The sequence below is a fragment of the Corynebacterium hindlerae genome, assembly GCF_014117265.1.
Classification (GTDB): Bacteria; Actinomycetota; Actinomycetes; order Mycobacteriales; family Mycobacteriaceae; genus Corynebacterium; species Corynebacterium hindlerae.
On sequence record NZ_CP059833.1, the window covers coordinates 825641 to 851980 of the forward strand.

The following is a 26340-nucleotide window of genomic DNA, read 5'->3' on the forward strand; positions in this document are numbered from 1 at the left end:
TTTTATTGCGATGCCAGTTCGGCCGCGCGGTGGGCGGCGTCGTCCATGGAGTCTGCTTGTTCGAGTTTCGGGAGGTTGGCGTCGGAAAGTATGCTTCGTCCCAATTCTGCGTTGTTGCCGTCGAGGCGCACGACCAGCGGTTTCGGTTCGATGCCTTCGGAGGCGAGGATGCGGAACGCTTGGACGATGCCTTTGGCTACTTCGTCGCAGGCGGTGATTCCACCGAAAACGTTGACGAATACTGATTTGACCTGGGCGTCGCCGAGGATCACTTCAAGGCCGTTGGCCATCACTTCGGCGTTGGCGCCGCCACCGATGTCGAGGAAGTTCGCAGGCCGCGGCTGGCCGGGTAGTTCTTCGCCGGCGTAGGCGACCACGTCGAGGGTGGACATCACCAGGCCGGCACCGTTGCCAATGACGCCGACATTACCGTCAAGCTTGACGTAGTTGAGCCCCATTTTCTGCGCTTTGAGCTCCAGCGGGTCAGTTGCGCCATGGTCCTCCAGCGCTGCGTGGTCGGGGTGGCGGTAGGCGGCGTTGTCATCGAGGGTGACTTTGCCATCCAGTGCCACGATGTCGCCGGAACCGGTTTTGACCAAGGGGTTGACCTCGACGAGGGTGGCGTCTTCGGCGGTGTAGACGTGGTAGAGGCGTTTGAGGACGGGCACCAGCTTGTCGACGTCCACTGCATCAAATCCAGCTTCCCTAGCCATCTCACGTGCCAGGGTGTCCGTCATGCCATCCAACGGTGAGAAGTTCCGCTTGACCAGCGCTTCTGGCCGCTCCTTGGCCAGGGTTTCGATATCCACCCCGCCTTCCTTAGACAGCATCGCCAGGTAGCGGCGTTTGGTGCGGTCCAAGAGGATGGAGAAGTAGTACTCCTCGGCAATGTCAGCACCTTCCGCGACCATCACCTTCCGAACCGTGTGACCTTTAATTTTGAGTCCGAGGATGTCGTCTGCCACCTGTCCAGCCTCTGCTGGGCTATGCGCGAGCTTTACGCCACCAGCTTTACCGCGTCCGCCCACTTTTACTTGGGCTTTGACCACCACAACTGGGGTTGCCAGTTTCGCTGCAGCGTGTTCCGCTTGGATCGGGCTCGTGGCCACAATGCCGCACAGGACGGGGACGCCATGCTTTTCAAAGAGATCTCGAGCTTGGTACTCGTAAAGATCCACTGTGAGTCTCCATTTCAGTCAATAATCAATACCCCACATTGATATATGACTTGCCTCACAGATAACAAGGTGGTCAATTTACATCACTTTGCATAATTCACAAACACAGCGTAACAGCAAATCTTTTTGCAAAGGTCAACACCCCCGCTGTTTACCCCCTATTTCCTAATGGATTAATGGCGGGAGCAGAAAGGCCATCCCGACTCCCCAGGTGAGGTGGAGAGCCGTTGCCGAAACTAGATTTCCCGCACGCCGAGCTTCGAAAGTAGCTATCCCACCCACCAACAACGCTGCAACAATTAATAGCGGAACCCCCATCGCCATAGTGACCAGCAAGTAGATTCCTACCTGCACAATCACAGATCTTTGCCCTGGAAGAACGTTGTCAAGGTGTCGTTGCACCACATCCCTGAAAAACATCTCTTCACCCACACCATTGACCACCAAGGTGATCAACGTCAACAGCACCGTTCCTGTCCGCATATTATCTAGGAGGTCGCTGACCGGACCCGCTAGAACTGGAATCATCCTCACAGCCATAGCTCCTGCCATGAAAAAGACAATCAGCAGGCTTCCCACCAGCACCCCACGGGTGACACCGGAAAGGCCCTCCCGATAGGCATCACGGTTTCCGTAGCGCCACCACGTAACCAACCAGACTGCCGCGGTGAAGAAGGTACCAGCATAAAAGCCTGTGGAAGCTGGGGGTGACTGCGCAGCGAAGAACAACCCAGACGCGCCCAGCGTGGCGGGAAAAACGACTTGCCACAGGGCTGGTCGCTGCAAAAAAGAGGTAGTCGGTGAGGGCATGAAGCCAGTGTTGCACGAACTGAAGGATGAATTCACCCTCGTTAAAGCTGTGTACCCTGGGTGCCAATTATTGGATTAGAAAAACCACTACTGAGAGGACCTCCCCACTATGGACCAAACCACCATTCGTAAGGCCCTAGTCACGGGCGCAACAGGATATGTCGGAAGTAATGTCACCAAACGTCTATTGGAAGAGGGGTGGGCTGTGCGCACCCTGTCCCGCAGCCGGGAGAAGGCGTTAGGAATGGAATGGGGCGATAAAATCGTCGCCGAGGGAGAGCATGCGGGCGCCGGACAAGTAGAGGTTGTCGAGGGCGATGCGTCGCAGCTTTCCCACGTCCATGATGCGCTCCAGGGTGTCGACGTAGCCTGGTACCTGGTGCACTCAATGTCAGATGCCAATGACTTCAAAGACACTGAGTTGCGCATGGCTAAGATTTTCGCTTCCGCTGCAGAGGCCGAGGGGGTGAAACGAATCGTTTATCTTGGTGGCTTGCACCCCGAGGGCGAAGATCTTTCCGAACACTTGGCTTCCCGAGTAGAGGTAGGCGAGGTTTTTCTGTCCTCGCAGGTGCCTGCCGCTGTACTTCAAGCCGGAGTTGTCCTCGGGGATGGTTCGGTGTCATTCGAGATGCTGCGCCACCTTTCAGAGCGGCTTCCTGGCGCGATTGGCCCATCGTGGATCCGTAACCGTATTACGCCAATATCGGTTCGTGATGCTGTGTTCTACCTCGTTAGAGCCGCCGACCTTCCGGAAGAAGTCAACCGTACTTTTGATATTGGTGGCCCCGATACTCTCCGTTACGCAGACATGATGAAGGAATATGCGAAGGCAACCGGATTGGGGCCACGGTTGATATTGTCTGCCCCGGTAGCAACCCCTCAGCTTGCAGCCCAGTGGATTTCGCTGGTGACGCATGTGAAAGCGCAGATTGCGCGCCCACTCATCGGCAGCCTCATGCACGATACTGTGGTGAAGGAACGCGACCTTGAGCGCTACACCGGCACCCCTGAAGGTGGAAATCTCACGTTTCGTGAAGCGATTCTGGCAGCCACAAAAGAGCTTGATACCCATCGGTGGATGCGAACGTTTACGTCGGTAAGTGCCGCGGTTGCGCTCTGTAGCGCAGTAGGTTCTGGTTTCGTGGCGACGCAAACCAAAGAGTATAAGAAGCTAGATTTTCCGAGCTGGCAACCTCCGGCGTCTGTCTTCCCTATCGTGTGGACTGCTCTTTACACCGACATCGCCATTATGAATGCGCTAGTGCTGTCCGATGAGCTGGAGGAAAACAACCGGGACTCCGCGAAGAAGCACGCCGGTGCCCTCGCAGTTAACCTGCTCCTCAATGCTGGATGGACGGGAGTATTTTTCCGCTCGCGCCGCAGAAAGCTAGCTACGGCGTGGGCTGGGGTCTTGGCGGTGAGCAGTGCTGATTTGGTGAGGCGAGCGTGGCGTTCCGCACCGCAACGTGGAGCACTGCTTTCTCCTTACGCTGTGTGGACTGGATTCGCTACTGTCCTAACCGCTGCAATCGCAAAGCGAAACGGTTAAACAAAAACTCCCTAGCCACATTGCTGTGACTAGGGAGTCTACTTAGTAGCGGGGGCAGGATTCGAACCTACGACCTCTGGGTTATGAGCCCAGCGAGCTACCGAGCTGCTCCACCCCGCGACGGGTGATAATTCACCGTGCCGTAACCTTCCGTTTAACCGGTGGCCTCGGCAACAGGGATTAACTATACACACCACCCGCCCGCTTGGCCAATCCGCAGGTCAAAAGGCAATTAACCGCGCGCCCATGCCCCGATTGGTCCCGGCACTACCGGCGGAAGATCACCCAGCAACGCATGCAGGTTGCTTTCTTCTTCTACCGCTGAGGTCACCGTTTTCACTTTGCCCCGTTTATCCTCTTGCTGAGCCCCTGCCAAGGGAGCGCCACCCATCGGCACTACTCCCCTGCCCATGGCTGAACCGGTACTCGACCCACTAACTTGAGCGGGCATCGCGACCGAATGCCCCGGGGCAGTTATCATGCCGGACCGCCCTGCAGAAAGCCCGGCCCCAACCGAACCCGCTCCGGCGCGCCCCACGCCACCGAATGCAGGGGAACCACCAGCCATGGAAGGCATCGCCCCGAGCTGCTGACTGCCACGCGCCAGGTCAGTCGGCCCCAGCGCCCCACCGCCACCAGCAAGCTTGCCGACGCCCCCAACAGGAGCCATCTTCCCGCCCGGCGTCCCCGCAGCCCCTAAACCGCCACCGACGGGCGAGAACTGGTACGGAGTCACTGCCGCATGCGCGCCCGTAGGCACATCTGCGACCATCCCACCTACCGGGCTGATCCCACCGAACGCACTGGAAACTTCAGTTCCGAAATCACCCAAGGATGGCAAACCAAACCCACCCATAGACGGATCAATGGCATCGAGCTGCTGCATATTCTGAGCAATCGCCTCAAAACTCCCCGGCCCCATGTTCTGAGGCTGGGCAACCAACTGCTCTAACTGCTGCGAGCCGGCCTGAATGCGGGCAATAGGACCTGGTTTGCCATTGCCGTCGACAAGCCCCATCTGCGCCTGCAGCTCCTCACCTCCAGCCGCAACCTGCTCCATCTTCATCAAATTACGAATCACCGGCATCGTGCTCTCCACCGCGGCCGGGAAGGTAGAGCCCATAAACGACTTCAAAAACTCCTGCTCAGCCGCCTTCCGCTCCACAGGATCCGGAATCATCGCAATCGCCATCTCAGCCATCGCCACATGAGCCCCACTAGCCTGCACCACCTGCCCCATGTACTCCACAGACGTCGACATCAACCCGGCATTATTCGCAAAAACATCCGCAGCATCCGCAACCTCAAGCGCACGATCAACCGCCGCATTAATGCTGTCAGCCTTATTAATCTCAGCAATATCCCACGCGGTTGTGCGAATGTTCTCCGCTAGCTGCGCAGCATTCTTCGACATCCCCGACCACGCCTCAACTGACGCAGCCACAGCCGAAGCATCCGTCGCCGCAAACGCAGCACTCAACTCCGCCAAACTCGCCGGAATAGAAACCGAAGGCGTAGGGAACGAAAAATCCTCAAATACCTGATCAGGACGAGCAGGGAACAACGTAGACTCAGCCCCCACAGCACCGCCCTCATCAGCAATCTGCAACGCCCGCTCAGCCAACCCCTCCTGGCTCACCAACGAACGCTCCGTCGCCTTCAAACCATCCCGCAACCAAGCAACCTGCTCCGCATACTTCTGCAACGTCTGCACCGCCGAACCAGCGCCACCCTGAACAACAAGCCCATGAGAAGCACCCATCTGATCAAGCCCCGAGACCTCAGAGTACGCAGCGGAGAGGCCGGCTTGTTGGCCTGTTAGAAATATGCTCTCTGCTTCATTAACCAACGCGCCGATTTCATTTACCTGGCGTTCGAGAATAGGTGCATCAATCTGTAGAAATTCCATTTCCGATCTTCTTCTCCACTTCTGGGTAAAGGATTTCAAGAAATGCCACCGACTCATCACAAACCTCTGAAGAAGAAAGCTTCTTATCATAATCAGTCAACGCTATTTCAAATTGACCTCGCGTTGTCTGTATTACGGACGAACACCTATGCACTGAGGATTCATCCAGCCTGTATTGATAGACCGTTCCAAATTTGCTCATTTTTGACTCGGAGATAAGAAACATTTGTTTTCTAACGGTTTCAATGTCGACAGAGTTCATGATCACTGATGAGCTGTCATGATTCTTGTTGACGGTGAAACCCTCAACGACAAGGATGTGTGATTATGCCGAAGGCTTATCCAAAAGAATTTCAACAGCAGTGCGTGGATGCGGTTCTCGTGTTGGGCAAGACACGCGAGGAAGTCGCTGCCGAGTACGGGATCTCCTCCTCAGCTCTGGGCCGGTGGGTGGCCAAAGCCAAAGGCACCCAAGGCACCGGCCGCGGCTCTCACCTGCGCAAAGCAGACCCCAACTCCCAAGACCCAGCTGAAATGACCAAACGAATCCGGGAGCTGGAGCTTGAAAACGAGTTCTTAAAAAAAGTCAGCGCCTTCTTTGCCAAGGAGCAGTAGAAGACGACTTCTTCCGCGTCATCTACCACTTCGACAAAGAAGGCACGACCAAGCCCAGATACTCGGTCACCATGATGGCACGCGTCCTTAACGTCAGCAGAGCCGGCTACTACGCCTGGAAGAAACGCCACCACACCCCTGTGGCTGCATCTTCTCCCAGGGGGCGCAGGCTTGCCATCAGTGCCCGCGTCACAGAGCTTTTCACGACCAAGCACAAAGGGTTTGCCGGTGCTCGCACCATTTTTGCTGACCTGGTCGCTGAAGGTATTGACACCACGTTGTACGCGGTGCGCACCATCATGGCGCAGAACAATTTAGTCACGAAGTACCGACGCAAGAAGGTACGCACCACCATTGCGGATCCTGACGCTGACCTGCGCAAAGACTACCTGCGGCGGATGTTTTATCCCCCAGTGCCCACCACGGTCTTGTGCGGAGATATTACGTACCTGCGCACCCGTGAAGGCTGGATGTACCTGGCCACAGTCATGGATCTGGGCACCCGGATGGTGGTGGGCTGGTCGATGGCCGATTCCATGCGCTCGAAGCTTGTGGTGGATGCCTTGACCATGGCCCATGATCGAGGCTTCGTTGCTGGTGATGCGATATTCCACTCGGATAGAGGCAGTCAGTACACCTCAAAGGTGTTCGCTGACTGCGCCGAAGAACTCGACGTTCGCTTGTCTGTCGGCTCTGTTGGCGTGTGCTGGGACAATGCGGTGGCGGAATCCTTCTTTTCCACGCTGAAACTTCACCTGCTGCATGAGCGCAAACAATTCGATTCCAAGCAGCACGCCCGCCTAGAGACACTGTCGTGGATTGAGACGTATTACAACCGACAGCGCCGCCATAGTGCGACCGGCCTCATTCCCGCTGAGGCGATGGCCGATTTCCTGACCCCCAGCCCCGAATTACTCCCCGAGGCCCTTGCAGCCTAACCAAAACAAACGGGTCTAACCGTCAACAAAACTTGACACAGCCCATGAAACTGTTCCAAAGTATTTCGAATCATCACCAGTCGTGAAGGTACATACCCGGAAGTCGACTCCTGGCATATTTTCAAACCTTGACCGCTTCCCCAACCCCGCTTTTTTGAACACTTCGTCGTCAAGCTCGGTGCATGGGTCGAAGAGGCGGAAGTTGGGATCTTTTGGGTTGAAGGTTGCGGGGGTTTGGGCGTCGATAGGCGCGGTGTCTGCGCTGACCGTCGTGGTCGTTTCCCCCTTGCGTGGCGCAGTGTCCGCACCGTTGGTGCAGCTTGTAAGGCTGAGTGTGAAGAATGTGATTGCGATGGCAGTAGAGAGCACTGCAGATAGACGCGTGTGAGCTCCGCGCATGGTTTCCCCCCTGTTGGTAATCAAGCGTGTATGAGGCGTTGCTGTGGTTGTAAGTCTATGTGCAAGTGCCCTCATTGTCTTTAGACTCTGTGACACCCCGAAATGGTTCCATCGGTAGGGGAAGTTTTTTCTTGGGGGTGGGTTTGGGGGTGTCCGGAGTGGTTGCGATGTCCGTGCAGGACGGGTTCTGCGGTGGTGCTTGATAGGGATCAGGGCGCGTGTTGCGAATCCCAAAGTTTGTCGTGCTGCCGAGTTGTTTGTGTATCGACCCCGACATTACCCTCCCGAAGTTCGGGCTCGCGGACGCGTTTTGGGAGTAACCTCGGGGGCGTAATGTCGGGGTCAAGCGTTTGCCCCACCAATCTCGAGACCAAAAACACCAAAAGAGCCACCCCAAACCATTTGACGATCTTCCGCTTATCCGTGGCGAATTCCCAGTTCGTGGAGTGGGGTGGGCGTAGTTATTTGCCGGGTCCGCTGCCCAAAAAACTTAGGCCCCGCACGACCGTTGTGCGGGGCTGTGGGGCCTAAGCGGCTAGTTTTGTGCTTTTTGCACTTCTGCTACGGCCTTGTCCAGCTCATCGAGGGCCTTGCCGTACTCTTCGTGCGACTTGTTCTTTGCTGCGTTGAGCGCGTCAAGGGCCTTGCGCAGGTTTTCGGTAGCGGCCTTGGCATCTACCGGGGCCTCAGGTGTATCCGGTTGTGGGGTATCCGCTGGCTTGTCTGGCTTGTCGGAAGGCTCAGCAGGCAGATCCTTAGCTTCCTCTAGGTCGCTGGCGGCTCGTGGGTCGATGCCGACCTGCTGCAGTGCTTCTGCGATGGTTGGCGCGTAGCCGACCTTGCCATCGTATGACACCAGAACACGCAGGAGCTTCGGGAATGCCGACTTTTGTTCCTTGCGCTGCGAGTAGATCGGCTCCACGTACATGATTTCCCCATCACCGACCGGCAGGGTCAGCAAGTTGCCGTTGGTGAGGGTGTTGGTGCGCTCCCACAGAGCGCGGTCGCGGGCGATCTGGTCGGAGGACATCATGGTGTCCTGTGCCTGCTTCGGTCCCTGGGTTTGGGTGTCGGTAGGCAGGGCACGGACGGTGATCTTGCCGTAGTTCGCTGGGTCAGAGGCCACCGACATGTGGGCGGCGAGGAACTCACGCTCCAGGCCACGGAACGGCGTGATCAGCTGGAACGATGCCTTCCCCGACTCTGGGTCGGCTGCCACAACATAGTACGGTGGCTGGTTGAGCTGCTTACGATCGTCCGGCGCAGTCGGGTCGGAAGGAACGGACCAGAAAGCGTCGTTGGTGAAGAAGATGCCAGGATCATCCACGTGGTACTTCGCAATCAGCTCGCGCTGCACCTTGAACATGTCCTGTGGGTAGCGCAGGTGGCTGTTCAGCTCGTCAGAGATCGCAGACTTCGGCTTCACGGTGTTCGGGAATACGCCCTTCCAGGCCTTCAGCACCGGATCATCGGTGTCGAACTCGTATAGCTCCACCGTGCCGTCGTAAGCGTCGACGGTGGCCTTGACGGAGTTGCGGATGTAGCTGGTGCGGTCCGTGACGAGCGGCTGACGGGTACCGTCCGGGTTGAGCGCGTCCTCGGTGGCTTCGGTGAGGGACGTGCGTTGCGAGTACGGCAGGTTGCTCAAGGTGGTGTAGCCGTCGACGATCCACTTGATGCGGCCGTCAATCACCGCGGGGTAGGTCGTGGAGTCTGCGGTGAGCCACGGCGCTACCTTTTCGACGCGGGCCCTCGGATCGCGTTCAAAGATAATCTTCGAGTTCTCGCCGATCCGCTCCGACAGCACCAGGTTCATTTCCTGGTATCGCAGCGCGAACAGCGCACGGTTGAACATGTTGGAAATGTCCACACCGCCGTTGCCGTCGTAGGTGAAATTCACCCCGTCGGCGTCGTACTCCACCGGGTTTCCGGCAGTGCCGACAATCGAGTAGTCCACACTTGGGTGAACATCAGAGATCACCGGGCCGAAGTAGGTACGGGGCTGCTCCACGTCGAGGCCCATTTTGTTTTCTTCGCCACGTTCCTTCGCCTGCAAGTCAGACACGGAGTACAGGGGGTAGCCGCCGCGGGTGGATCCCACATCGCGGGCAACCTCATCAACCTGGTTAGCCGGCGCGGCGATGAAACCATTTCCGTGGGTATACACGGTGTGGCGGTTAATCCAGTCTTTCTGGTTACCGTCCAGCTCATTCGGGTCCATTTCACGGACAGCCACCACATAATCACGCAGCTCACCATCGACGGTGTACCGGTCGATAGCAAGGGTGTCTGGGAACCCATAGAAGTTCTTCAGCTGCTGTTGCTGGGTGAACGTCTTGGACAGTACCTCTGGGTCCAGGAGTCGGATGTTAGAAACGGTCGCTTCGTCAGAGGCGACAGACTCGGCGTCGGAGCCGGTTGCTCCCCAGTTACGCTGATAGGTGACCTTGTCGTCGGTAATGCCGTAGGCATAACGCGTCATCTGGATGTTGCGGCTAATGGATTCCGCTTCCTTCTGCGCACGGTTCGGCTTGACGGAGAACTGTTCCATCATCATCGGCCAGCCAATCCCAATGACACCGGAAGACAGCAGCATCAGAATTGCTGCCAGTACGGGGATACGCAGATCCTTGAGGAACACTGCGGAGAAGAAAGCCACAGCCACCACCGCCGCGATCACCATCAGGAGAATCTTGGCTGGCAAGTAAGCATGCAGGTCCGTGTAAGAAGCACCGTGGAACGTTTCGTGCTGGCGGCCCATCAAGTCATAACGATCCAGCCAGTACCCGGCCACCTTCACCAGCATCCACGCCCCCGCGGTGAGCGCCAGCTGGGTGCGGGCACCATAGGACACGAAGCTCTTCATCCCCGGCCCGCCTGGGCGGATGCTGCCGAGCAGATAGTGCCCAATCAACGCGATGAAAAACGCGATGACCAGCAGGATGGAGAGGGTGTCGGTGATGAGTCGCCACATCGGCAGACTGAAAGCGTAGAAACCGAGGTCGAGTCCGAACTCAGGGTCAGTGACCCCGAACGTTTCCCGGTTGAGGAACAAGGAGACAGTGCGCCATGCACTTTGCCCAGCGATACCTGCCAAAACACCCACCACGATGGGCAAGCCGATGAGGATTTTCTTCAGCGACTCTTCCACCATGCGCCGATAGCCATGGATGGGGTTGTCGAGGTCAAACACGTCGATATTGTGAGGCCGGTTTCGGAATGCCAGGAACCCGGCAGCCCAGACAATCGCGGCAGCAAAAATGAAGAAGATAAAGAACAAAATGATGCGCGTGACCAGCACCGTGGTAAACACTCCACGGAAATTCACCTCCCCGAACCACATCCAGTCTGTCAGATACGTGACGGCCATCGGCGCTACCACAATGAGTAGCGTCAGGACGGTAAGAACAATGCTCAACATCTTCGGAGAGCGTCTAGCTGGGGGTTGTAGGCTCGTCGCCAATTCCAACTCCTTCTATTTTGCAGGTATTCTCCTAATACTCTACGGATTTTAGTAATTACGCGAACAAAGGCAGGCAATGACCCAAAACGCTGCACTGAACAAAGCAATGCTCGAGGCCGTCGAATTCATCCACGCCGAAGGCTGGGATGCTAACCCCACATTGTTCGCGCTGGTCGGCGTCGAAAAGCTCGGGCTTCCTGAGGAGGAAGGCCCCCTCGCGCTCGTCGTGCAGGATGACATCCCCGGCGCGATCGAAGACTTCCTTCCCACCGTCGCTTGGCCGGCCGACGTCGAGGGAGTCGTGCTGGCACAGGAGATTATGTTCAGCGACGCCGGTGCCCCCGCCCGCCCAGCGCGCCTGTTTTCTGGCGTGCTTCGCGACGACTCGGAGCTCACTCTCTTGCAGATTCGACCAACCGAAGAAGAACTACAAGAACCCTTTGCCGAGGACAAGATCGACCTGCGGGGTGGCCCAGACGTAGCGCCAGAAGTGATTGAGGCGCTACGCTACACATTGAACGCCAACCCCTACGACTATTAATTGGGAAAGACCGCGCTGTGCATAATCGCTGGAATATTCGTCTTGCCGGGCTGTTGATACCGGTTGCAGTGCTTGGGCTGTCCGCATGTAGCAAAGACACCCCCGAGTCAGAGCCGACCGCGGCCCCCACGATTACATCCAGCACTAGTGCGCTGCCCACGGCGTCGACAAGCCCGACTGCAACACCCACCACCCACGCGACGTCCACGACGGCGGACGAGGAAACGCCTACGCCCACCGCCTCCAAAGAAAAGTCGTCAGTGAGCAAGGTGGCGCAGATGTACGGCTCATTGGCGCCGGCGGAGTTCTTTGACATGTTTGAAGACTGCGCCCCTAACGGCATCCCGGATTCCAGCGCCTGCACCGGCCCGGAAGTCGGCCAATTTCAGTTCTTCAAGGGGGATGCAAAAGCCGCATCGACCACCCAGCTGCTCACCGAGTTGCGCAGTTCCCGGGTGGTGGAGGACTCCGGCGACCGGATCGTCGGCTGGTCGACCCTCGGCACCACCGCCGTGATCACCGTGGTGGATAACAAAAAGGGGCTCACCATGCAGCAGATGGTCTCCTCCGACAAGCAGGATCCGCTGGAGCGCATCTATGAGCTGGGCCTGGCCGCAGCGCCAGAACCAACCCCAACAGCAGAGCCCAGCGAGAACCCCTCCTAACTAGTCACACGTAGTGACCTGCTGGCCGCCGTTGTAGGCCTCGAGCTGTTTCACCGCGTCGGTCAGTGAGGTTACCTTGAGCAGCGTGATGTCCTTGACCTTCGCGGTTTTCGCTTCCCCGCAATTGGCCGCCGGGGTCAAAAACACCTCCGCCCCAGCGTCTTTCGCAGCCCGGATCTTGTGGGTGATACCGCCAATCGGCCCCACTTCACCCGATTCCGCGATCGTGCCGGTGCCCGCGATGAACTTCCCACCAGTGAGCTCACCAGGGCTGAGCTTATCGACGACCGCGAGCGTGAACATCAAGCCAGCACTCGGACCGCCAATATCCTCCAGGTTGTATTCGATGGTGGCGCCATCCGCGGGCACAGACACCAGGATCACCCCCAGAAGCCCCTTGCCGGTGTGCGGGTTCTTCCCCAACACCACCTCACGCGTCTGCCCTCCCTCAAAACCGAGGGCCACCTTCTCCTCCGGCGCTTTAGCCGCAACAAATTCCCGCAGCTGTGCCGGGGACTCCACCTTCTCGCCGTTGAAAGAGACAATGCGATCCCCCGCAGTCACCAGGTCTTTCACCGGGGCGTCCGGCATGACGTCTTTTACTTCTACCACTGTCGGGCGGCCCAAGTACCGGTAAGCAGCGAGTGTGGCCGAGGACTCGGAGTCAGAAAACGCCGTCTGGTTCTGCTGCTTGATTTCTTCCTCGGTGAGGTCCGGTGGGAACACGGACTCGATAGGAACGATCGTATCGTCGCTGAGCAGCCAGCGGCTCATCACCTGAGACAGGGTCATTTGGGTGCGGACGGACACCGTGGTCATATTGAGGTTGCCTGTGGTCTGATCGACGTCCGTTCCCGTGATGTCAACGATCTTCTTGCCCTCGTATTCCGCCAGCGTATTGAAGGTAGGGCCAGGGCTTTCCGCAGCATAGGGCACCGTCAGCGGGATGTCCGTAAAGGGCACGGTGGGGCTGGAAATAAGGTAGCTGAAAGCGAGCACTGGGATGGCGCCCCAGATCACTGTTTTCGATCGACGATTCACGCCTAGCTACCTTACCCGCTCTCAGGGTGTTCGCTAACAGCGTTGATAGAGATAGGGTCTGTTCGGGTTGCACTGCGGTACTTTGGTGACTATGAACGACAACAATAATTTTTTCTTTGGTGGCAACTTCGGAGGCCCCGGCGGCTTCGGAGACTTCTTTAACCAACTAGGCCAGATGTTTAACGGCGGGGCGAACAGCAACCCCGATGAGCCGGTCAATTACGAGTTAGCGGAGCGGATCGCCAAGCAGCAGATTGGCAAGGTCTCCCCTATTAGCAGCAAGGAATCCACCGCGGTCGTCGATACGGTGCGCCTGGCCGACATGTGGCTTAACGACGCCACCGTCCTGCCCACCTCGGAGGGCTCCGTCAACGCCTGGAACGCCGAGGAATGGCTGCTAGCCACGCTACCGACATGGAAGCGTTTTGTTACCCCCGTAGCTAAGCGCATGAACGAGGCGCAGCTGGAGCAGCTACCGGAAGAGGCCCGTGACATGGTCGGTCCGATGCTGCAGATCATGAACTCCATGTCGGGGATGAATTTCGGTGTCCAGCTCGGCAACGCCCTGGGAGATCTTGCCACCCAGGCCCTGACCGGGTCGGACTTCGGCCTTCCGGTAGTTCCGAGTGGCACCATCGCGGTGCTGCCAACAAATCTCAAGGCGATAGCCAAGGACCTGGAGATCTCTGAGCTTGACGTCCTGATGTACATTTGCGCCCGCGAAGCAGCACGTCAGCGCTTGTTTAAGCATGTACCGTGGCTGGTGGAACGCCTCGTTTCTTCCGTCGAGGAGTACGCGGCCGGCCTCGTGATCGATACCTCCCACATTGAGGAAGCCACCCGCGAGCTGGGCCTGGAATCCGGCGACCCGGCCCAAATCCAGGAAGCGATGCAGCGGCTGCAAAACATGGATCTCTCGCCACGCATTACCTCCCGCAATGCTGGTGCCACCGCCCGCCTCGAGACCATGCTCGCGCTCGTCGAGGGCTGGGTCGAACTAGTCGTGACCCAGGCAATGGGTGAACGCGTCCCGTCGACCGACGCGCTCAACGAGGCATGGCGTCGCCGCCGCGCGACCGGTGGCTCCGCGGAAAAGGCCTTCGCCAAGGTGGTAGGCATCGAGTTCGCTGCACCGAAGGTCGCTGAGGCAATGGAGCTGTGGCGACGAGTGGAAAACGCCGTGGGTATCGAGCGTCGCGACGCCGTCTGGGATCACCCAGACTTCCTGCCTGTTGCCGAGGACCTGGACAAACCGGCAGCGTTCATCGATTCGCTCCTCGGTGACACCCTGAGCGAGGACTTTGATCCCATCGCCGAAATCAACGCCCTGGAGGAGCAGCTGAAAGATCGCCCCGAGGACGAACACGGCGACGAGGAAAAGTAACTAAAACTGGCGCGCGTAGGCCTCCAAATAGCCTTTCGCGCGTTCTGCCTTCGGCGCCCGATCCGCCCACTCCCAAAACTCCGCGGAGTGCCCGGTACGAATGAACGTGTGCACCAGCTCGTGCACGATCACAGCGTCCAACACGTACCCCGGCACATCCTGCAACCTGTGGGATACTCGAATTTCGCCCGTCCCCGCAGTACAGGACGCCCACCTGCTGTTTTGATTAGTCACCCACCTGATTCGGGTGAACCTTGCTCGGCCTTCCAACACCGTGGCGTTGAGTTCTTTCGCGCGGGCGGCCAGTTGTGCGTCGGTAAGCGAGCTAGCGTTCTTGGCCAACTTCACCTGCAGTCGCTCCACTACCTGCGCCACTTCGCGTTCTTCATCCGCCGCCGGCATCCCGGACGGCACCCGCACCTCGATGGTGTCGCCCACTAGTTTCGCGCTGATCGTGCGTTTGCGCCTTGTCGAACGGATTACCCGCACCTGATGAGCCATGTCACGATATTCTATGGCACATGGGGGAAATGCTAAAGCTCACGAGTGCTGCCCGGATCGTGGTCCGGCCCGGCCCAGCAATTCAATTTGGTATCGATGCCACCACCGCGGGGGTAATCGACGGCATCGAACCGCACCATATCGGCCCGGTGGTGGGGGCGCTCGCCAGCGCCAAGTCCCCTGTGACGAGAACCGACCTCGCGATCAGACTCAGCAAGGCCGGTCTCAACTCCACTGCCGCCGAACAACTAGTGGGTGAACTGCTCGCTTTCGGGATCCTGCGTCACCTCCCCACCGTAGAACCACGCGTCGCCCTCCTGGGGCGCAGTTCCCTCTCCGCTCTGATCGCAGAGTTGCTGACCGGCAGCGGGTGCACGGTTCGCCGACCCTTGCGCGGCGAAACTGATGGGAGGTTTCTGCGGTCGCTACCAGGTGAGATGCCGCTGGTGGCCGTCGATAAGCTGGCGCATGCGCGGGTGCTGGCCGGGGCGCTCAGCGGGGGACGACGGGAGCTGTTCGTGCCGGTGCAGCTTGTCGACGGCCGTGGCGTCATCGGCCCACTTCGCTCCGGCGGCCTCGGTCCGTGCCCACTGTGCACCCAGCTGCACCGCACGGATGTGGATCCACATTGGCCACACCTTCTTACCCAGCTACCTGGCGCCGCCTCAGCGGCTCCGGTGACTGTGGCGGCGACAGCGGCTCACGCAGCTGCGATGGTGCTCGCCCATTATGGGTTGGATCGCCCGCCGTTGGGCACCACGTCGCGACGTTGGCAACCAGGGTTAGTGCTGGATGTGGACCCGTTTGGTGAGTTGCGGGAATCCGTGGTGGCCAGCCATCCCCATTGCCCGCTATGTTTCGAGTCGCAAAATATCCAGCAGAGCCTCCCCGAAGCTCGCTGCCTTGACCGGGCCAATTCCTGAGACTTCCAACAGTTCACTTTCGGTCTGCGGTCGGGCTTCAGCCAAGGCCATCAACGTGGCGTCGGTGAACACAATGTAAGCGGGCACCTCAAGTTCTTTCGCCTGTTCCAGACGCCACTGGCGGAGCTTGTCAAAGACGCTCTCGTCAGCGTCTGAGGGGCAATCCTGGCATCTACCCAGCACCTTTTCCTGGGGCGCTTTCAGCGGGCTGCCGCACACCCGACAGCGCTGAGGGCGCTTGCTCCGCGGAGGCACATTCACAGCTTCTGCCACGATCCCGTCGAGGAAGCGACTGCGCTTGCGGGACTGTCGGCCCCCGTCTTGTCGAGCGAGCGCCCACGAACAGTGCAAATGCTCCCGAGCGCGGGTAATCCCGACATAGAATAGTCGGCGTTCCTCTTCGATCTGCTCCGCTCCCGCTTTGATAGCAAAGGAGATGGGAAGGGTGTTTTCCACCAATCCGGTGAGGAACACGGCGTCCCACTCCAGGCCTTTCGCCGCGTGCAGCGACGCCAGTGTCACGCCTTCTACTGTGGGAGGTGCTTTGGCTTCAGCCCGGTTTTTGAGCTGAATGAGGATCGCTTGTAGATCACTGTCCGGCGTTGCGGTTCCTAGTTCCTCGATGAGATCGACGAGAGCGGTGAGCATCTGCCAGCGTTCGCGGGCTTCCACGCCTTCGGGTTCTTTGGAGGTAAGTCCCAGTGGCACCAGGGCGGCGCGAGCGATGGCCGCCACTCGTGGCCCTACAGCATCCTCGGGGAGGTCGCGGCGCTGCGCGGTGCGCACCAGCTGGCTGATCGCCTGTTTAATCTCGTTTCGCTGAAAGAACCCTTCGCCGTTTTTGATCTGGAACACGATGCCCGCGTCAGCAAGCGCTTGTTCAAAAACCGCGGATTGGGCATTGATGCGGTATAGCACCGCGATTTCGCTGGGTGGGGTGCCATCGGCGATGAGCTTTTTTATCTGGCGCGCAACTTCACGCGCTTCCGCCGGCTCATCGGGGTAGGACTTGAACGTAGGTTCCGGCCCGGAAGGTCGCATACCCTGCAGTTCCAGCCGGGTGCCCGCTACCCTGCCGGTTGCTTTTCCGATGACGGTGTTGGCGAGGGCCGTGATTTCCGGGGTGGAGCGGTAGTCCCGTTGCAGCCGGGTCACCGTTGCGTGCGGGTACGTCCGTGAGAAATCGAGCAGGTAGTTTGGGGTCGCCCCGGTGAAAGAATAAATGGTCTGGTTGGCGTCGCCGACGACCGTGAGGTCATCGCGATCCCCAAGCCACGCATCAAGCACCCGTTGTTGCAGTGGGGTGACGTCCTGGTACTCGTCGACGACGAAGCTGCGATACTGGGCCCGGAACTCCTCTGCGACCGCCGGAGAATTTTCGATGGCTCCGGCCGTGTGAAGCAGCAGGTCATTGAAGTCCAGCAACATCCCAGCATCGGTGGTTTTTGCTGCTTCGTACATCCGGTACACGTCCGCGACCTTCTCCGCGGGCACCGGTGGGGTGCGCTGCGCCTTATCGACGGCCTCAGCGTATTGCTGGGGCGTAACCAGGCTCGCTTTTGCCCACTCGATCTCCCCGAGGAGGTCACGCACATTTTCTGTGTGGGATTCAATTCCGACGTTACGGGCGGCGCGCCCGACGAGGGAGAACTTGTTATTATCCAGCATCCGCCACGGCAGGTTCCCGGCGATCTGGGGCCAGAAGTACTGGAGTTGGCGCAGGGCTGCGGAGTGAAAAGTACGGGCTTGTACTGCCCCGATACCCATGAGGCTGAGACGGTGCCGCATCTCAGTGGCGGCACGGTTGGTGAAAGTGACGGCGAGGACTCGGTGTTGGCTGATGAATCCTTGGTCGATGAGGTGCGCGATGCGGTAGGTGATGGTCCGGGTTTTGCCGGTACCGGCTCCGGCAAGGATGCAAACCGGGCCGCGGGGTGCGGTGGCAGCGCGGCGTTGGTCGTCGTCAAGGTCGTTGAGGTTGATCATTGGTGCGTTTTGCCCAGTCGTCGATGAGTTGGCGGGCGATGCTCCCGGGGGCAGCCAGTGGCAGCTGGCGGATCTGCTCGGGGCCAGCCCAGACGATTTCTTCGAGTTCACCGTCGGTGGTGCTGACGGGGTCTTCGTCCGTCGTGCTAGCAGTGAACCCGATCATGAGCGAGCCGGACATGGGCCAGGGTTGGGAACGCACGTAGGTAATGTTGTCGGCTCTGCGCCCGGTTTCTTCGAGCACCTCGCGGGCGAAGGCCGCTTCGAGGGTTTCGCCTGGGTTGACATAGCCCGCGATCAGGGAGAAGTAGTCGGGGCGGAGCCGATTTCGCCCGAGGAGGATTCTATTGTGTCCGTACAGTTCCACGAGCCCGATGACGGAAGGATCGATCCGCGGGTAGATCATGCGCTGATCGTGCCCAAACGCGAGGGAGCCGAAGTGGTGCAGGGGTGAGCCGTATTGGGGGTCGAAACGTTCGTTTTCCCGGAATCGCAATTTCGCAATCACTGACGCGACGTTGGGGTGGTCGAGGTAACCTCGGGCGCTGCGCCAGGTGCCAGTTGTAAGGTGCGGGAGTTCTTCGATTTCGGTGTCGGTGGCCCGCACTGCCACGTATGGAAAGCTCGGTCCTACGCTGGCGTGTGGATGGAAATGTTCTGGGGCGTCGGCCAGGGGTGCGTAAACAATGGCCGCGGCGTATCGCTGCTCGTCGACGGCTTCCAACGGGAGCCAGAGTGGTTGGTCTTGAGCATCGACGAGGATGCGGTAGTCCGGGGTGACGAAAAGCAGAGACATAGCGTGTTCCTAGAAAACGCGTCGCACGTAGAGTAGTCGGTCGCCTGGTTCCACGATTTCGGCTTCTGGCGCGTCGATGCGATAGAGCTCACCGGAGCGCACCACACCGAGGACTATGTCTGCCAGGTGCCGTGGGTTAGCGCCCACTTCGTCTTCCCCGACGAGCCGTTCAGCGATAGAGAATCCTTCGTCTGGAGACAGGAGGTCTTCCATCATCTCCACCACGGATGGCGTGACGGTGGCGAGGCCGAGCAGCCGGCCTGCCGTTTCGGAGGAAATCACCACGGAATCGGCCCCGGATTGCTTAAGCAGGTGCATGTTTTCGGATTCGCGGACGCTGGCAACGATCATGGCGCTTGGTGCGATTTCTCGGACGGATAGGGTGACCAGCACGGCGGTATCGTCCAGGTTGGGAGCCACGACGACGGCTTTGGCGCGGGTGACTCCGGCGAGTTTCAGCACGTCAGATTTGGTTGCCGATCCTTGAACGGTGGCAAGGCCTTGGTTTGCTGCGAGTTCCAATGATGTTGGATCGTTGTCAATGACCACGATCTGGCTGGCTGGGGTGCCGTCGGCAAGCAGTGCGGCGACGGCGGAGCGTCCCTTGGTGCCGAATCCGATGACCACGGTGTGATTACGCAAGCGCTTTCTCCATCGTTGAATTTGCAGGGCGCGACGGGATTCTTCCGTCAGGACTGACAGGGTGGTGCCGACCAGGAGGATCAGGAAGGCAATACGAAGTGGCGTGATGACGATGATGTTCATCAGTCGCGCGTGTTGGGTCACTGGTGTGATGTCGCCGTAGCCTGTGGTTGAGAGCGACACCGCCGAGTAGTACACGGCGTCGATGAAGGTGAGGTGCTCGGTGTACCCTCCCTTATCGAAGTACACGAGCACCGCCACGAGTGCGAGGAGCAGCGTGGCGTACACGAATCGTCGGATGATCAGTGCCCAAGGGCTGGTGTACGCAGCCCCTGGCACGCTGACAATGTTGATGAGCGCGTGATCAGGTAGATCACTCAGTTCCATGTCACCACGGAACCTGTCCCCGATCCGATTTCGCATTCGCGCTCCTTCAGTGTCCTTCTATTGCGTGTCATCCATTGCGAGCATCCGCGCCATTTCTTGTGCGTCAGGTAGTTTACCTGGCTCCAGTGTGAAACCTGCCGATACGTAGTAAAACGCTGCGCGAATCTTCTCTGGGTCGATGGCTGTGCCGAGTTTCTTGCTGAGCAGTTCGGCCCATGCGTGCCGGTACACTGCGAGCTGCAAACTCGCGGTTTCCAGGGCTGCCCCTGATGGGGGGCGACCTGTCTTCCAGTCCACCACGAGCCAGCCTTCTTCGTCGGAGTCGGCCTCGTGAAACACGGCGTCCATGCGACCACGCACGACGTGGTCGCCGAGGACCACTTCAAAGGGCTGCTCCACGTACTTCGGGGTTTTTTCAGCCCATTCCGAAGCCAGGAATTTCTCTTTGAGCTGCTCCACTTCCGCTTCGACGTACCCTTCGTCGCCCATCCCAGGAAGCTGTTCCTCATCGAGGAAGGATTGACCGCCGAGTTTGCGTTCGAGCCATTCGTGGAACGCGGTGCCACGCTTGGCGTATGCGTTGGGGCGGAATGGCACGGGGCGTGCGCTGCGCCGGGCGAAGTACTCCGGGTTGGAGGCAATGGAGACCATGTCTGTGGCGGTGAGTTCCTTGAGCACTGGGACGTGCACCTCTGTCACCTGCTGAGCTCGATGTTCCTCGATCAACGCGACCACGTCGGCTTCCCATTGTTTCGTCAGTTCGCTGCTGTCGAAGCGAGGCTCTGGCGGGGACGCGAGCGCAGCCTTCACAGCCTCCGCGGCTTTCGCCACTGCTTGCCGACGCCCGCCCAACGCATCCTGTGGGAAACTACCGTGTAGCGTTTTGGTCCCATCCTGGTTCGGCTCGAGTTCTTCTTCCCAGTGCACAACTGCGTGTGGGAGGGCCCGCTTGAGCTTGTTCAGGTGCAGGTAAGGCGCGTTTGATCGCCAGCCGTCTTTTCCGTTGTAGGAGGCGCTGACATAGAGGTGTTCTTCGCTGCGGGTGATGGCCACGTAAAACAATCGCTCTGATTCGGCGTTGAGGTTTTCCCGGAATTCATCGATGTGCGCATTGATCCCGTTGCGTAGTTCCTTGACAGTGTCGAAGCTTTCCAGTTCGAATACTGGGGCTCCGGTGAGGTCATCAACGGATCGGGCGTCGCCACGCAGGCTAGAGGGAATGCTGGTGACTGTGCTGACCCAGGTGGGGTTTTTGGCCCCTTTGCTGGTTTCATCATCGTACGTTTTGTTGTCCGCGTGTAGCACGGCAACGTGCTGCCATTCCAGCCCTTTGGACTTGTGCACGGTGAGGATTTGCACTCGTTCTGAGCGGACGGATACTTCACCGGGCTCGAAGCCGTCTTCTTCTTGGGAGGCGAGCTCGAAATATTCGAGAAGTCCGCGCAGGGTTGCTCCCGGAATGTTTTCGAAGGTGGCTACTTGGTCGGCAAAGGCGTCCAGGTGGGCGGTGCCGGGTGCACCGTCGGCGGTGGGGTCTTGCCTAGCTAGCACCTCGGTGCGGATGCCCATGACGGATTCGATATCGGCAAAGATGTCGCTGATGCTGCGGCCGAGGCTGTGCGTACGCAGGTGGCGCAACGCCGCTGCAAGTTCAGTGAGGCGTCGATAGCCTTCCGCAGAGTATTTTTCCGGTTCTCCCAGGTCAGCAATGGCATCGCTGAGACCGACGATGGTGCTGGGGTCGGGTTTCTCGGCAGTGGTGATGGTCCAGGCGAGTTTTTCCAGCGGGTCCTTTGGTGCTGGCCCGACGTCTTCCGCGCTGCGGCCGGCGAGGTTCCGGGCGCGCTGGTAGACAGCCCGGATGTCGTTTGCTCCGAGGCCGACTAAGGGGCCGGTAAGGATCCGCAGTGCTGCCTTGTTGTCTTGCGGGTTGATCAGCATGGATGCGATCGACGTGAGGTCAGTGATCTCTGGGATGGAAAGCAGACCGGATAGACCTACCACTTCCACGGGAACTCCGCGTTCTTCCAGAGCTGCGACGATTGGCGCGATATGCCTGCGCTTCCTGACGAGCACTGCCCCGGTGAAATCATGCTCCCGTGGGGCGTGGAATGCCGTCGCCAGGGAGTCTGCCACCCAGGAGATTTCTTCCGCTGGCGTTCCGAACCAGCCAAGCTGTACGGTGCCTTGGCCGTTGGCTGCGAGTGGTTCCAGTGGCTGTACTGGCCGCTGGGATGGCCCGCGGTCCTTAAATGCGTGGTCAGCAATGGTGTTCGCAGCTGCAAGGACGTCTGCCGGGTTTCTAAATGACACGGTGAGTTCTTGCTTTGGCGCTGGACCTAGTGGCTCTGAAGTCTCGGAAACGCAAGGGAAATCCGTGACGAAGCGATCGAGGTTGGCAGCCGTAGCGCCACGCCAACCATAGATGGACTGCATCGGGTCTCCCACTGCGGTCACGGTGAGGTGCGGATCGTGGCCCCCATACAAACTGCGTAGGAGCACGCGTTGGGCGTGCGAGGTGTCTTGGTATTCGTCGAGCATGACGACGCCAAACTTGGCTCGTTCCCGCTGCCCTACTTCTGGGTGTTTTTCAGCCAGGGTGGCTGCCAGTGTCATTTGCTGCCCGAAGGTAATGACGCGCTGCTCCGCGAGGGTTTCCCGGAGTTGCTGGACTAGTGGAAGGAAGTCAATGCGTTTTTGCTGTGCACTCAGCCAGTCCCGGTCTTTTTTAATCAGGTTGGCGGGGTTGCCTTTGTCATCGACGGGGTCGTCGAACAGGCGCATGAATTCTTGTGATTCGGTGCGGACGTCATCCAGGCTCACCATGTGGTTGTCGATTTCTGCCGAGAGTTTCAGCAAGGTTGCGGTGGTGTAGGCGACCTGGGTGGTGACGGACAGTTGTCCGGTGTAGTTCACCACGAGCTCACGGGCGATGGCGTACAGCTCGGTTTGAGTGATGAGCCGGGCAGAGGGCTCGACGGGCAGTAACAAGCCGTATTCTCCGACGAGCCGGCCAGCGTAGGAGTCGTAGGTGAGCACGGTTGGGTTGATGTTTTCCAATGTGGCCGAAAGTCGGCCTTCGGGGTCCAGGTCACGCGCCTGTGGGGTCATAGCGAACGTAGCCAGGCGGGTTTTGATGCGCTGACGCAGCTGCTGGGCGGCCTTTCGGGTGAAGGTTAGGCCCAGGACTCGTTCTGGGTCGACGTACCCGTTCGCAACGAGCCACACGACGCGGTTGGCCATCGTTTCGGTTTTGCCGGCGCCGGCTCCTGCCACCACCAGCATTGGGCCTGGTGCTGCGCCGATCACGGCAGCTTGTTGCGGAGTCGGCGGAAATTTTTGGCCTTGAGCTGCGGCGAGTTCTTCCGGTGAGATCCGTTGCTTAAACATTGGTGAGAGCCTTTCCCTCGGGATGCGCTGGGCACATGGTGCGCAGCACGCACCGGTCGCAGGCTAGGTTTTCATGTGCTTGAAACTGGGGTCCTTGGATTGCGGTGACTACTTCGGGCAGGAGCGCGGCAAAATCGGTGAGCTGTTGTTCGTCTTTCATGGGTTGCTGCCGCTCGGTGACCTTCACAGCTTCGGACGCTGGGTATACCAGCCAGCCGCCACCGAGTACCTCTGGGCGGAGTCCCATGTTAGACGTAGTCGCGCCCTCCGGCCCTACCTCGGCGTGGGCGAGGGCGAGTTGGTAAGCGAATAGCTGCGGATGCACTTCCGCATCGTCCTTTGATACCCCATGCTTTCCGGTTTTGAGGTCAATGACCAGCAGGGCGTCATCGGCTTGTTTTTCTAGCCGGTCGATTCTGCCGCGAATGGCTATCGGTGTGCCGTCGGGTAGTGCGCTCACCACCACATTGACGGGGTATTCCACGCCCACTAGTTCGTTGGTTCGTTTATCCAACCATTCAAAAGTTCGGTCGAGGGTGCGCTTCCAGTTGGTTAGTTCGTTCTCCACCAGCCAGGCCGGAAAGTCGGTGTGGGCGACAAATGCCTCGGTGAGCATCCTTTCGATGTCCGCCCGTGGCACTGATCGGGCGTAGGCTTCTGCCCCGGCGTGGATGAGGATGCCTTTGAACAGGTGCAATGGGCTGTCGTCTTCTTCGCCGTATTCGCTGAGGACGGTCCGTAGTGGGCACACCAGAGCGCTTTCGATTTTTGATGGAGAAAGCTGCACTGGCGGGTTAAGGTTCATGATCGGTTCTGCTTCACTCGGCGCAGCGAGCCCCCACCAGGTGTCCGGGTGGGCACCGTGGATTCCGGCTTCGGCAAGCCTGGCCAGTTGGCGGGCTGCTTCCCGCTTGTGATGTTCTGGGGCATCGGGTGCTTCGAGGGTGCGGCGAAGTTCAGCGACGATGCTGGGCTGTGACAGCAGTCGGGGAAACTGTGTGCTGTCTCCGATGTCGTTGTTTAGCTCAGCGAAGGCGTCGGGGGTTCCTGAGGTGGTCACGAGGACATCGGGGTCCTCGGCTAGCTCGGTGACGAAGCGTGAAGGTTCTTCTACCTCATCTGAATCTGGTGCAGTGACCGCGGTGACGAGCAATGTGTGGGTTGCGCGCGAACAGGCGAGCAAGAACAGCCTGCGTTCCTCAGCGACTTTGTCTTTGGTGTTGGAAGTGATGACGTTGGGGTCGATATCGCGGTCATGCAGTTGGACAAGTTCTTCCTGGCCGAACAGCGAACCGGTCTCCCCCAGCGCGGGCCATTGCCCTTCCTGTACTCCGCAGACAACCACGAGAGGCCAGTGGCGACCGATGCAGCTGTGTGCGGTGAGGATTGACACGGCTTCTGGTGCGAAACCGCGTCGATCGCGAGTACCGCTGGGCAGTTCCTCTTCTCGAATGGTGGACACGAACCGCATCAGTGGTGCGGCTGGGTGGCGTTCAACGAAGTCTCCCGCTGCATCGAAAAGTGCCATGACAGCGTCAAGGTCGATGTCAGCTTGGCTTCCCAAGGCCCCGCCACGCAGTGAGGCGTTCATGAGCCGATCGGAAAGCCCTGTGGCGTCCCATACTTCCCACAACGTGAGTTCAATGGAGGCTCCTTGGGCAAGTGCCTCACGACCGGCTTTGAGCACTCCGGTCAGACGGAGCAGGATGTCTAGCTCGCGTTGCGTGAGATATTCGACTGTATCGGTTGGTAACTCGTCGGTAGCGCGGAGGATGTCGGCGAGGACGTCAGTGGCGCGACGAGTGCCGCCCCGCTTCATTTCGGCTTGCCGGAGTCCGCGGAGCAGCCTGCGCAGGGTCACGGGGTCGGCGCCACCGATGGGGCCGAGAATGAGTTCCTCAAGTTCTGTGGTGGTCAGTGGCTCGGTGAGCAGCGTGAGCGCTAGCAGCAACCCGGACACCAGTCGTTGTTGTGCGAGGACCATTGATGTGGGTTGCAAGGACACGGGAACGCCAGCAGACAGCAGGGCACGACGGACCGCGGGGATGCTGCTATTGGAACGGACAATCACTGCCATGTCATCCCACGATGTCCCGTCGATAAGGTGGGCGCGGCGCAAGGTGTCCGCGACGACGAGGTGCTGTGTCGCCTCCGAGTCGGCGTAGCAGATTTGTTGCCGGGGCGCGTGACGACGCCGATCCAGCACAATCTCATGGTCAACCGGCCAGCTCGTTAATGAATCCGGGGTTGCACCACGGAAGTGGAATACTGAGTGTTCGGGATTGCCCGCCAGCACAGCGCACTGTGCGAAGTGCGTAAAAACGCCGATGAGCTGCGCTGCTTGTGGGTCGAGGTTTTGGGCGTCGTCCACAAACAGGGAATCAATTTGTTCTTGCATGGCCTCGCGAAAGGCCTCGTCGGCGTTGAGGTGGTCGTGGGCCGCGACCACGAGTTCGGAAGCGTTGTACAGCTGGGCACCGGTGAGCTGAGTGATTTCTTCGTATTCCTGGAGGAATTTTCCGGCGGCCACCCACATGGGCCGGTTGTAGACGTGGCCGAGCCCTTGGAGCTGTTCCGGCCCCAGTCCGCGTTCTTGGGAACGCAGGAGGAAGTCACGCAGTTGCCTCGCGAAACCCACCATGGTCAGTGCGTCTCGTACGTTGTCCGGCCAGTAGTTATCTTCCGATTCAGCATGAATCTGGAGCAGCTCTTGAATAATCAGGTCCTGCTGTGCGCCGGTGATAAGGCGCGGGGTTCGCCCCAGCGACGCATCTTCCGCTGATTCGGGATTACGCAGCCGTGCCAGGCGCACCAAGGAGAAAGCGAACGAGTGCACCGACTGCACGAGAGGAGTTTCGGACACGTACCCGACGCTGGGCAAGAGCTTCGCAAACTCCTTGCGAAGCAATGCGCCCGATTCTTTAGAGGTAGCAAGGACCACAATCTCGGACGGGGACACCCCGGAAGCAATTCGCGCTAGAACAGCATCCACGATGAGGGAGGTGACGCCCGAATCGGCGGTGCCGGTGACCCGCCATTTTCCTGGTTTAGGGGTGTCCATCGCAGCGATAAGCTGCTGGGCAGCCCCATCCCAGGTACGAGATTCCGGCGAGGAAGACTCTCCAGCTACGAGCTTGACCTGTAGTTTTTCCGGCGGGGCGAAGCGAGCTGAGGGCACGAACTGATTCATGCCTCCATTGTGACAGACGCACCGGACACG

At 59.2% G+C, this 26340-nt stretch carries 18 protein-coding genes, 1 tRNA gene and 1 pseudogene; 7 read left to right on the forward strand and 13 right to left on the reverse strand.

Translation table 11 applies throughout. The features are described from left to right. Window positions 1-2 precede the first annotated feature (2 nt). Window positions 3-1178 carry an ADP-forming succinate--CoA ligase subunit beta gene (sucC, locus tag HW450_RS04035; protein WP_182386717.1) on the reverse strand — a complete coding sequence of 392 codons (1176 nt, stop codon included), beginning with the start codon at window positions 1176-1178 and terminating at the stop codon, window positions 3-5. A gap of 165 nt (window positions 1179-1343) precedes the next feature. After that, complete coding sequence (locus HW450_RS04040) at window positions 1344-1988, reverse strand: CPBP family intramembrane glutamic endopeptidase (RefSeq protein ID WP_182386718.1); 645 nt, start codon at window positions 1986-1988, stop codon at window positions 1344-1346. A gap of 109 nt (window positions 1989-2097) precedes the next feature. Between HW450_RS04040 and HW450_RS04045 the strand changes: the two genes are divergently transcribed. Further along, window positions 2098-3540: a tryptophan-rich sensory protein gene (locus tag HW450_RS04045; protein WP_182386719.1), complete on the forward strand. Its 1443-nt coding sequence runs from the start codon at window positions 2098-2100 to the stop codon at window positions 3538-3540. Window positions 3541-3586: 46 nt separating this feature from the next. Here HW450_RS04045 and HW450_RS04050 read toward each other — a convergent pair. Next, window positions 3587-3660, reverse strand: a tRNA-Met gene (locus HW450_RS04050). A gap of 112 nt (window positions 3661-3772) precedes the next feature. Beyond that, on the reverse strand, window positions 3773-5449 hold the full coding sequence (locus HW450_RS04055) for a hypothetical protein (protein WP_182386720.1): 1677 nt from the start codon (window positions 5447-5449) through the stop codon (window positions 3773-3775). A gap of 327 nt (window positions 5450-5776) precedes the next feature. Between HW450_RS04055 and HW450_RS04060 the strand changes: the two genes are divergently transcribed. Together HW450_RS04060 and HW450_RS04065 are read left to right on the forward strand one after the other, a co-directional pair. Next, complete coding sequence (locus tag HW450_RS04060) at window positions 5777-6064, forward strand: transposase (RefSeq protein WP_182384945.1); 288 nt, start codon at window positions 5777-5779, stop codon at window positions 6062-6064. A gap of 14 nt (window positions 6065-6078) precedes the next feature. Then, a pseudogene (locus HW450_RS04065) lies at window positions 6079-7002 on the forward strand (IS3 family transposase); the annotation flags it as partial. Between the two features lie 15 nt (window positions 7003-7017). Here the strand turns inward: HW450_RS04065 and HW450_RS04070 are convergent. After that, the gene (locus HW450_RS04070; RefSeq protein ID WP_182386721.1) at window positions 7018-7401 is read right to left on the reverse strand and encodes a DUF3558 family protein; all 384 of its coding nucleotides are present in this window, start codon (window positions 7399-7401) and stop codon (window positions 7018-7020) included. A gap of 535 nt (window positions 7402-7936) precedes the next feature. Then, window positions 7937-10864, reverse strand: a complete 2928-nt coding sequence (locus tag HW450_RS04075; RefSeq protein WP_182386722.1) for a UPF0182 family protein — start codon at window positions 10862-10864, stop codon at window positions 7937-7939. A gap of 76 nt (window positions 10865-10940) precedes the next feature. Here HW450_RS04075 and HW450_RS04080 point away from each other — a divergent pair, with 76 nt between their 5' ends. Both HW450_RS04080 and HW450_RS04085 read left to right on the forward strand, forming a co-directional pair. Continuing rightward, window positions 10941-11405, forward strand: coding sequence for a PPA1309 family protein (locus HW450_RS04080; RefSeq protein ID WP_182386723.1), 465 nt, complete (start codon window positions 10941-10943; stop codon window positions 11403-11405). A gap of 17 nt (window positions 11406-11422) precedes the next feature. After that, on the forward strand, window positions 11423-12070 hold the full coding sequence (locus tag HW450_RS04085; RefSeq protein WP_182386724.1) for a hypothetical protein: 648 nt from the start codon (window positions 11423-11425) through the stop codon (window positions 12068-12070). Here the strand turns inward: HW450_RS04085 and HW450_RS04090 are convergent, their stop codons facing one another. Further along, window positions 12071-13111, reverse strand: coding sequence for a YlbL family protein (locus tag HW450_RS04090; protein ID WP_182386725.1), 1041 nt, complete (start codon window positions 13109-13111; stop codon window positions 12071-12073). Window positions 13112-13202: 91 nt separating this feature from the next. Between HW450_RS04090 and HW450_RS04095 the strand changes: the two genes are divergently transcribed. Continuing rightward, the gene (locus HW450_RS04095) at window positions 13203-14495 is read left to right on the forward strand and encodes a zinc-dependent metalloprotease (RefSeq protein WP_182386726.1); all 1293 of its coding nucleotides are present in this window, start codon (window positions 13203-13205) and stop codon (window positions 14493-14495) included. On the opposite strand, the gene HW450_RS04100 is transcribed toward HW450_RS04095, so the two are convergent. Continuing rightward, the gene (locus HW450_RS04100) at window positions 14496-14996 is read right to left on the reverse strand and encodes a M48 family metallopeptidase (protein ID WP_182386727.1); all 501 of its coding nucleotides are present in this window, start codon (window positions 14994-14996) and stop codon (window positions 14496-14498) included. A gap of 20 nt (window positions 14997-15016) precedes the next feature. Between HW450_RS04100 and HW450_RS04105 the strand changes: the two genes are divergently transcribed. Continuing rightward, window positions 15017-15919, forward strand: a complete 903-nt coding sequence (locus HW450_RS04105; protein WP_182386728.1) for a hypothetical protein — start codon at window positions 15017-15019, stop codon at window positions 15917-15919. Here the strand turns inward: HW450_RS04105 and HW450_RS04110 are convergent. The 5 genes from HW450_RS04110 to HW450_RS04130 are packed head-to-tail and all read right to left on the reverse strand — an operon-like array spanning window position 15848 to window position 26310. Beyond that, the gene (locus HW450_RS04110) at window positions 15848-17905 is read right to left on the reverse strand and encodes an ATP-dependent DNA helicase UvrD2 (protein WP_182386729.1); all 2058 of its coding nucleotides are present in this window, start codon (window positions 17903-17905) and stop codon (window positions 15848-15850) included. The genes HW450_RS04105 and HW450_RS04110 overlap by 72 nt on opposite strands. Continuing rightward, the gene (locus tag HW450_RS04115; RefSeq protein WP_232843329.1) at window positions 17883-18701 is read right to left on the reverse strand and encodes an NAD(+) diphosphatase; all 819 of its coding nucleotides are present in this window, start codon (window positions 18699-18701) and stop codon (window positions 17883-17885) included. The genes HW450_RS04110 and HW450_RS04115 overlap by 23 nt, the downstream gene beginning before the upstream one ends. 9 nt (window positions 18702-18710) lie before the next feature. Next, on the reverse strand, window positions 18711-19766 hold the full coding sequence (locus HW450_RS04120; protein ID WP_182386730.1) for a potassium channel family protein: 1056 nt from the start codon (window positions 19764-19766) through the stop codon (window positions 18711-18713). Between the two features lie 21 nt (window positions 19767-19787). Then, window positions 19788-23120, reverse strand: a complete 3333-nt coding sequence (locus HW450_RS04125; RefSeq protein ID WP_182386731.1) for a UvrD-helicase domain-containing protein — start codon at window positions 23118-23120, stop codon at window positions 19788-19790. Further along, window positions 23113-26310: an ATP-dependent DNA helicase gene (locus tag HW450_RS04130; protein ID WP_182386732.1), complete on the reverse strand. Its 3198-nt coding sequence runs from the start codon at window positions 26308-26310 to the stop codon at window positions 23113-23115. Before HW450_RS04130 ends, HW450_RS04125 begins: the two co-directional genes overlap by 8 nt. Window positions 26311-26340: the final 30 nt, after the last annotated feature.

What these genes read in the sequence shown, in the direction of transcription:
- HW450_RS04110 (WP_182386729.1), bottom strand. Translation starts at nt 17,905, where the DNA reads ATGATCAACCTCAACGACCTTGACGACGACCAACGCCGCGCTGCCACC.
- HW450_RS04095 (WP_182386726.1), top strand. Translation starts at nt 13,203, where the DNA reads ATGAACGACAACAATAATTTTTTCTTTGGTGGCAACTTCGGAGGCCCC.
- HW450_RS04040 (WP_182386718.1), bottom strand. Translation starts at nt 1,988, where the DNA reads ATGCCCTCACCGACTACCTCTTTTTTGCAGCGACCAGCCCTGTGGCAA.
- HW450_RS04115 (WP_232843329.1), bottom strand. Translation starts at nt 18,701, where the DNA reads ATGTCTCTGCTTTTCGTCACCCCGGACTACCGCATCCTCGTCGATGCT.
- HW450_RS04045 (WP_182386719.1), top strand. Translation starts at nt 2,098, where the DNA reads ATGGACCAAACCACCATTCGTAAGGCCCTAGTCACGGGCGCAACAGGA.
- HW450_RS04105 (WP_182386728.1), top strand. Translation starts at nt 15,017, where the DNA reads ATGGGGGAAATGCTAAAGCTCACGAGTGCTGCCCGGATCGTGGTCCGG.
- HW450_RS04070 (WP_182386721.1), bottom strand. Translation starts at nt 7,401, where the DNA reads ATGCGCGGAGCTCACACGCGTCTATCTGCAGTGCTCTCTACTGCCATC.
- HW450_RS04060 (WP_182384945.1), top strand. Translation starts at nt 5,777, where the DNA reads ATGCCGAAGGCTTATCCAAAAGAATTTCAACAGCAGTGCGTGGATGCG.
- HW450_RS04130 (WP_182386732.1), bottom strand. Translation starts at nt 26,310, where the DNA reads ATGAATCAGTTCGTGCCCTCAGCTCGCTTCGCCCCGCCGGAAAAACTA.
- HW450_RS04100 (WP_182386727.1), bottom strand. Translation starts at nt 14,996, where the DNA reads ATGGCTCATCAGGTGCGGGTAATCCGTTCGACAAGGCGCAAACGCACG.
- HW450_RS04080 (WP_182386723.1), top strand. Translation starts at nt 10,941, where the DNA reads ATGACCCAAAACGCTGCACTGAACAAAGCAATGCTCGAGGCCGTCGAA.
- HW450_RS04055 (WP_182386720.1), bottom strand. Translation starts at nt 5,449, where the DNA reads ATGGAATTTCTACAGATTGATGCACCTATTCTCGAACGCCAGGTAAAT.
- HW450_RS04120 (WP_182386730.1), bottom strand. Translation starts at nt 19,766, where the DNA reads ATGCGAAATCGGATCGGGGACAGGTTCCGTGGTGACATGGAACTGAGT.
- HW450_RS04125 (WP_182386731.1), bottom strand. Translation starts at nt 23,120, where the DNA reads ATGTTTAAGCAACGGATCTCACCGGAAGAACTCGCCGCAGCTCAAGGC.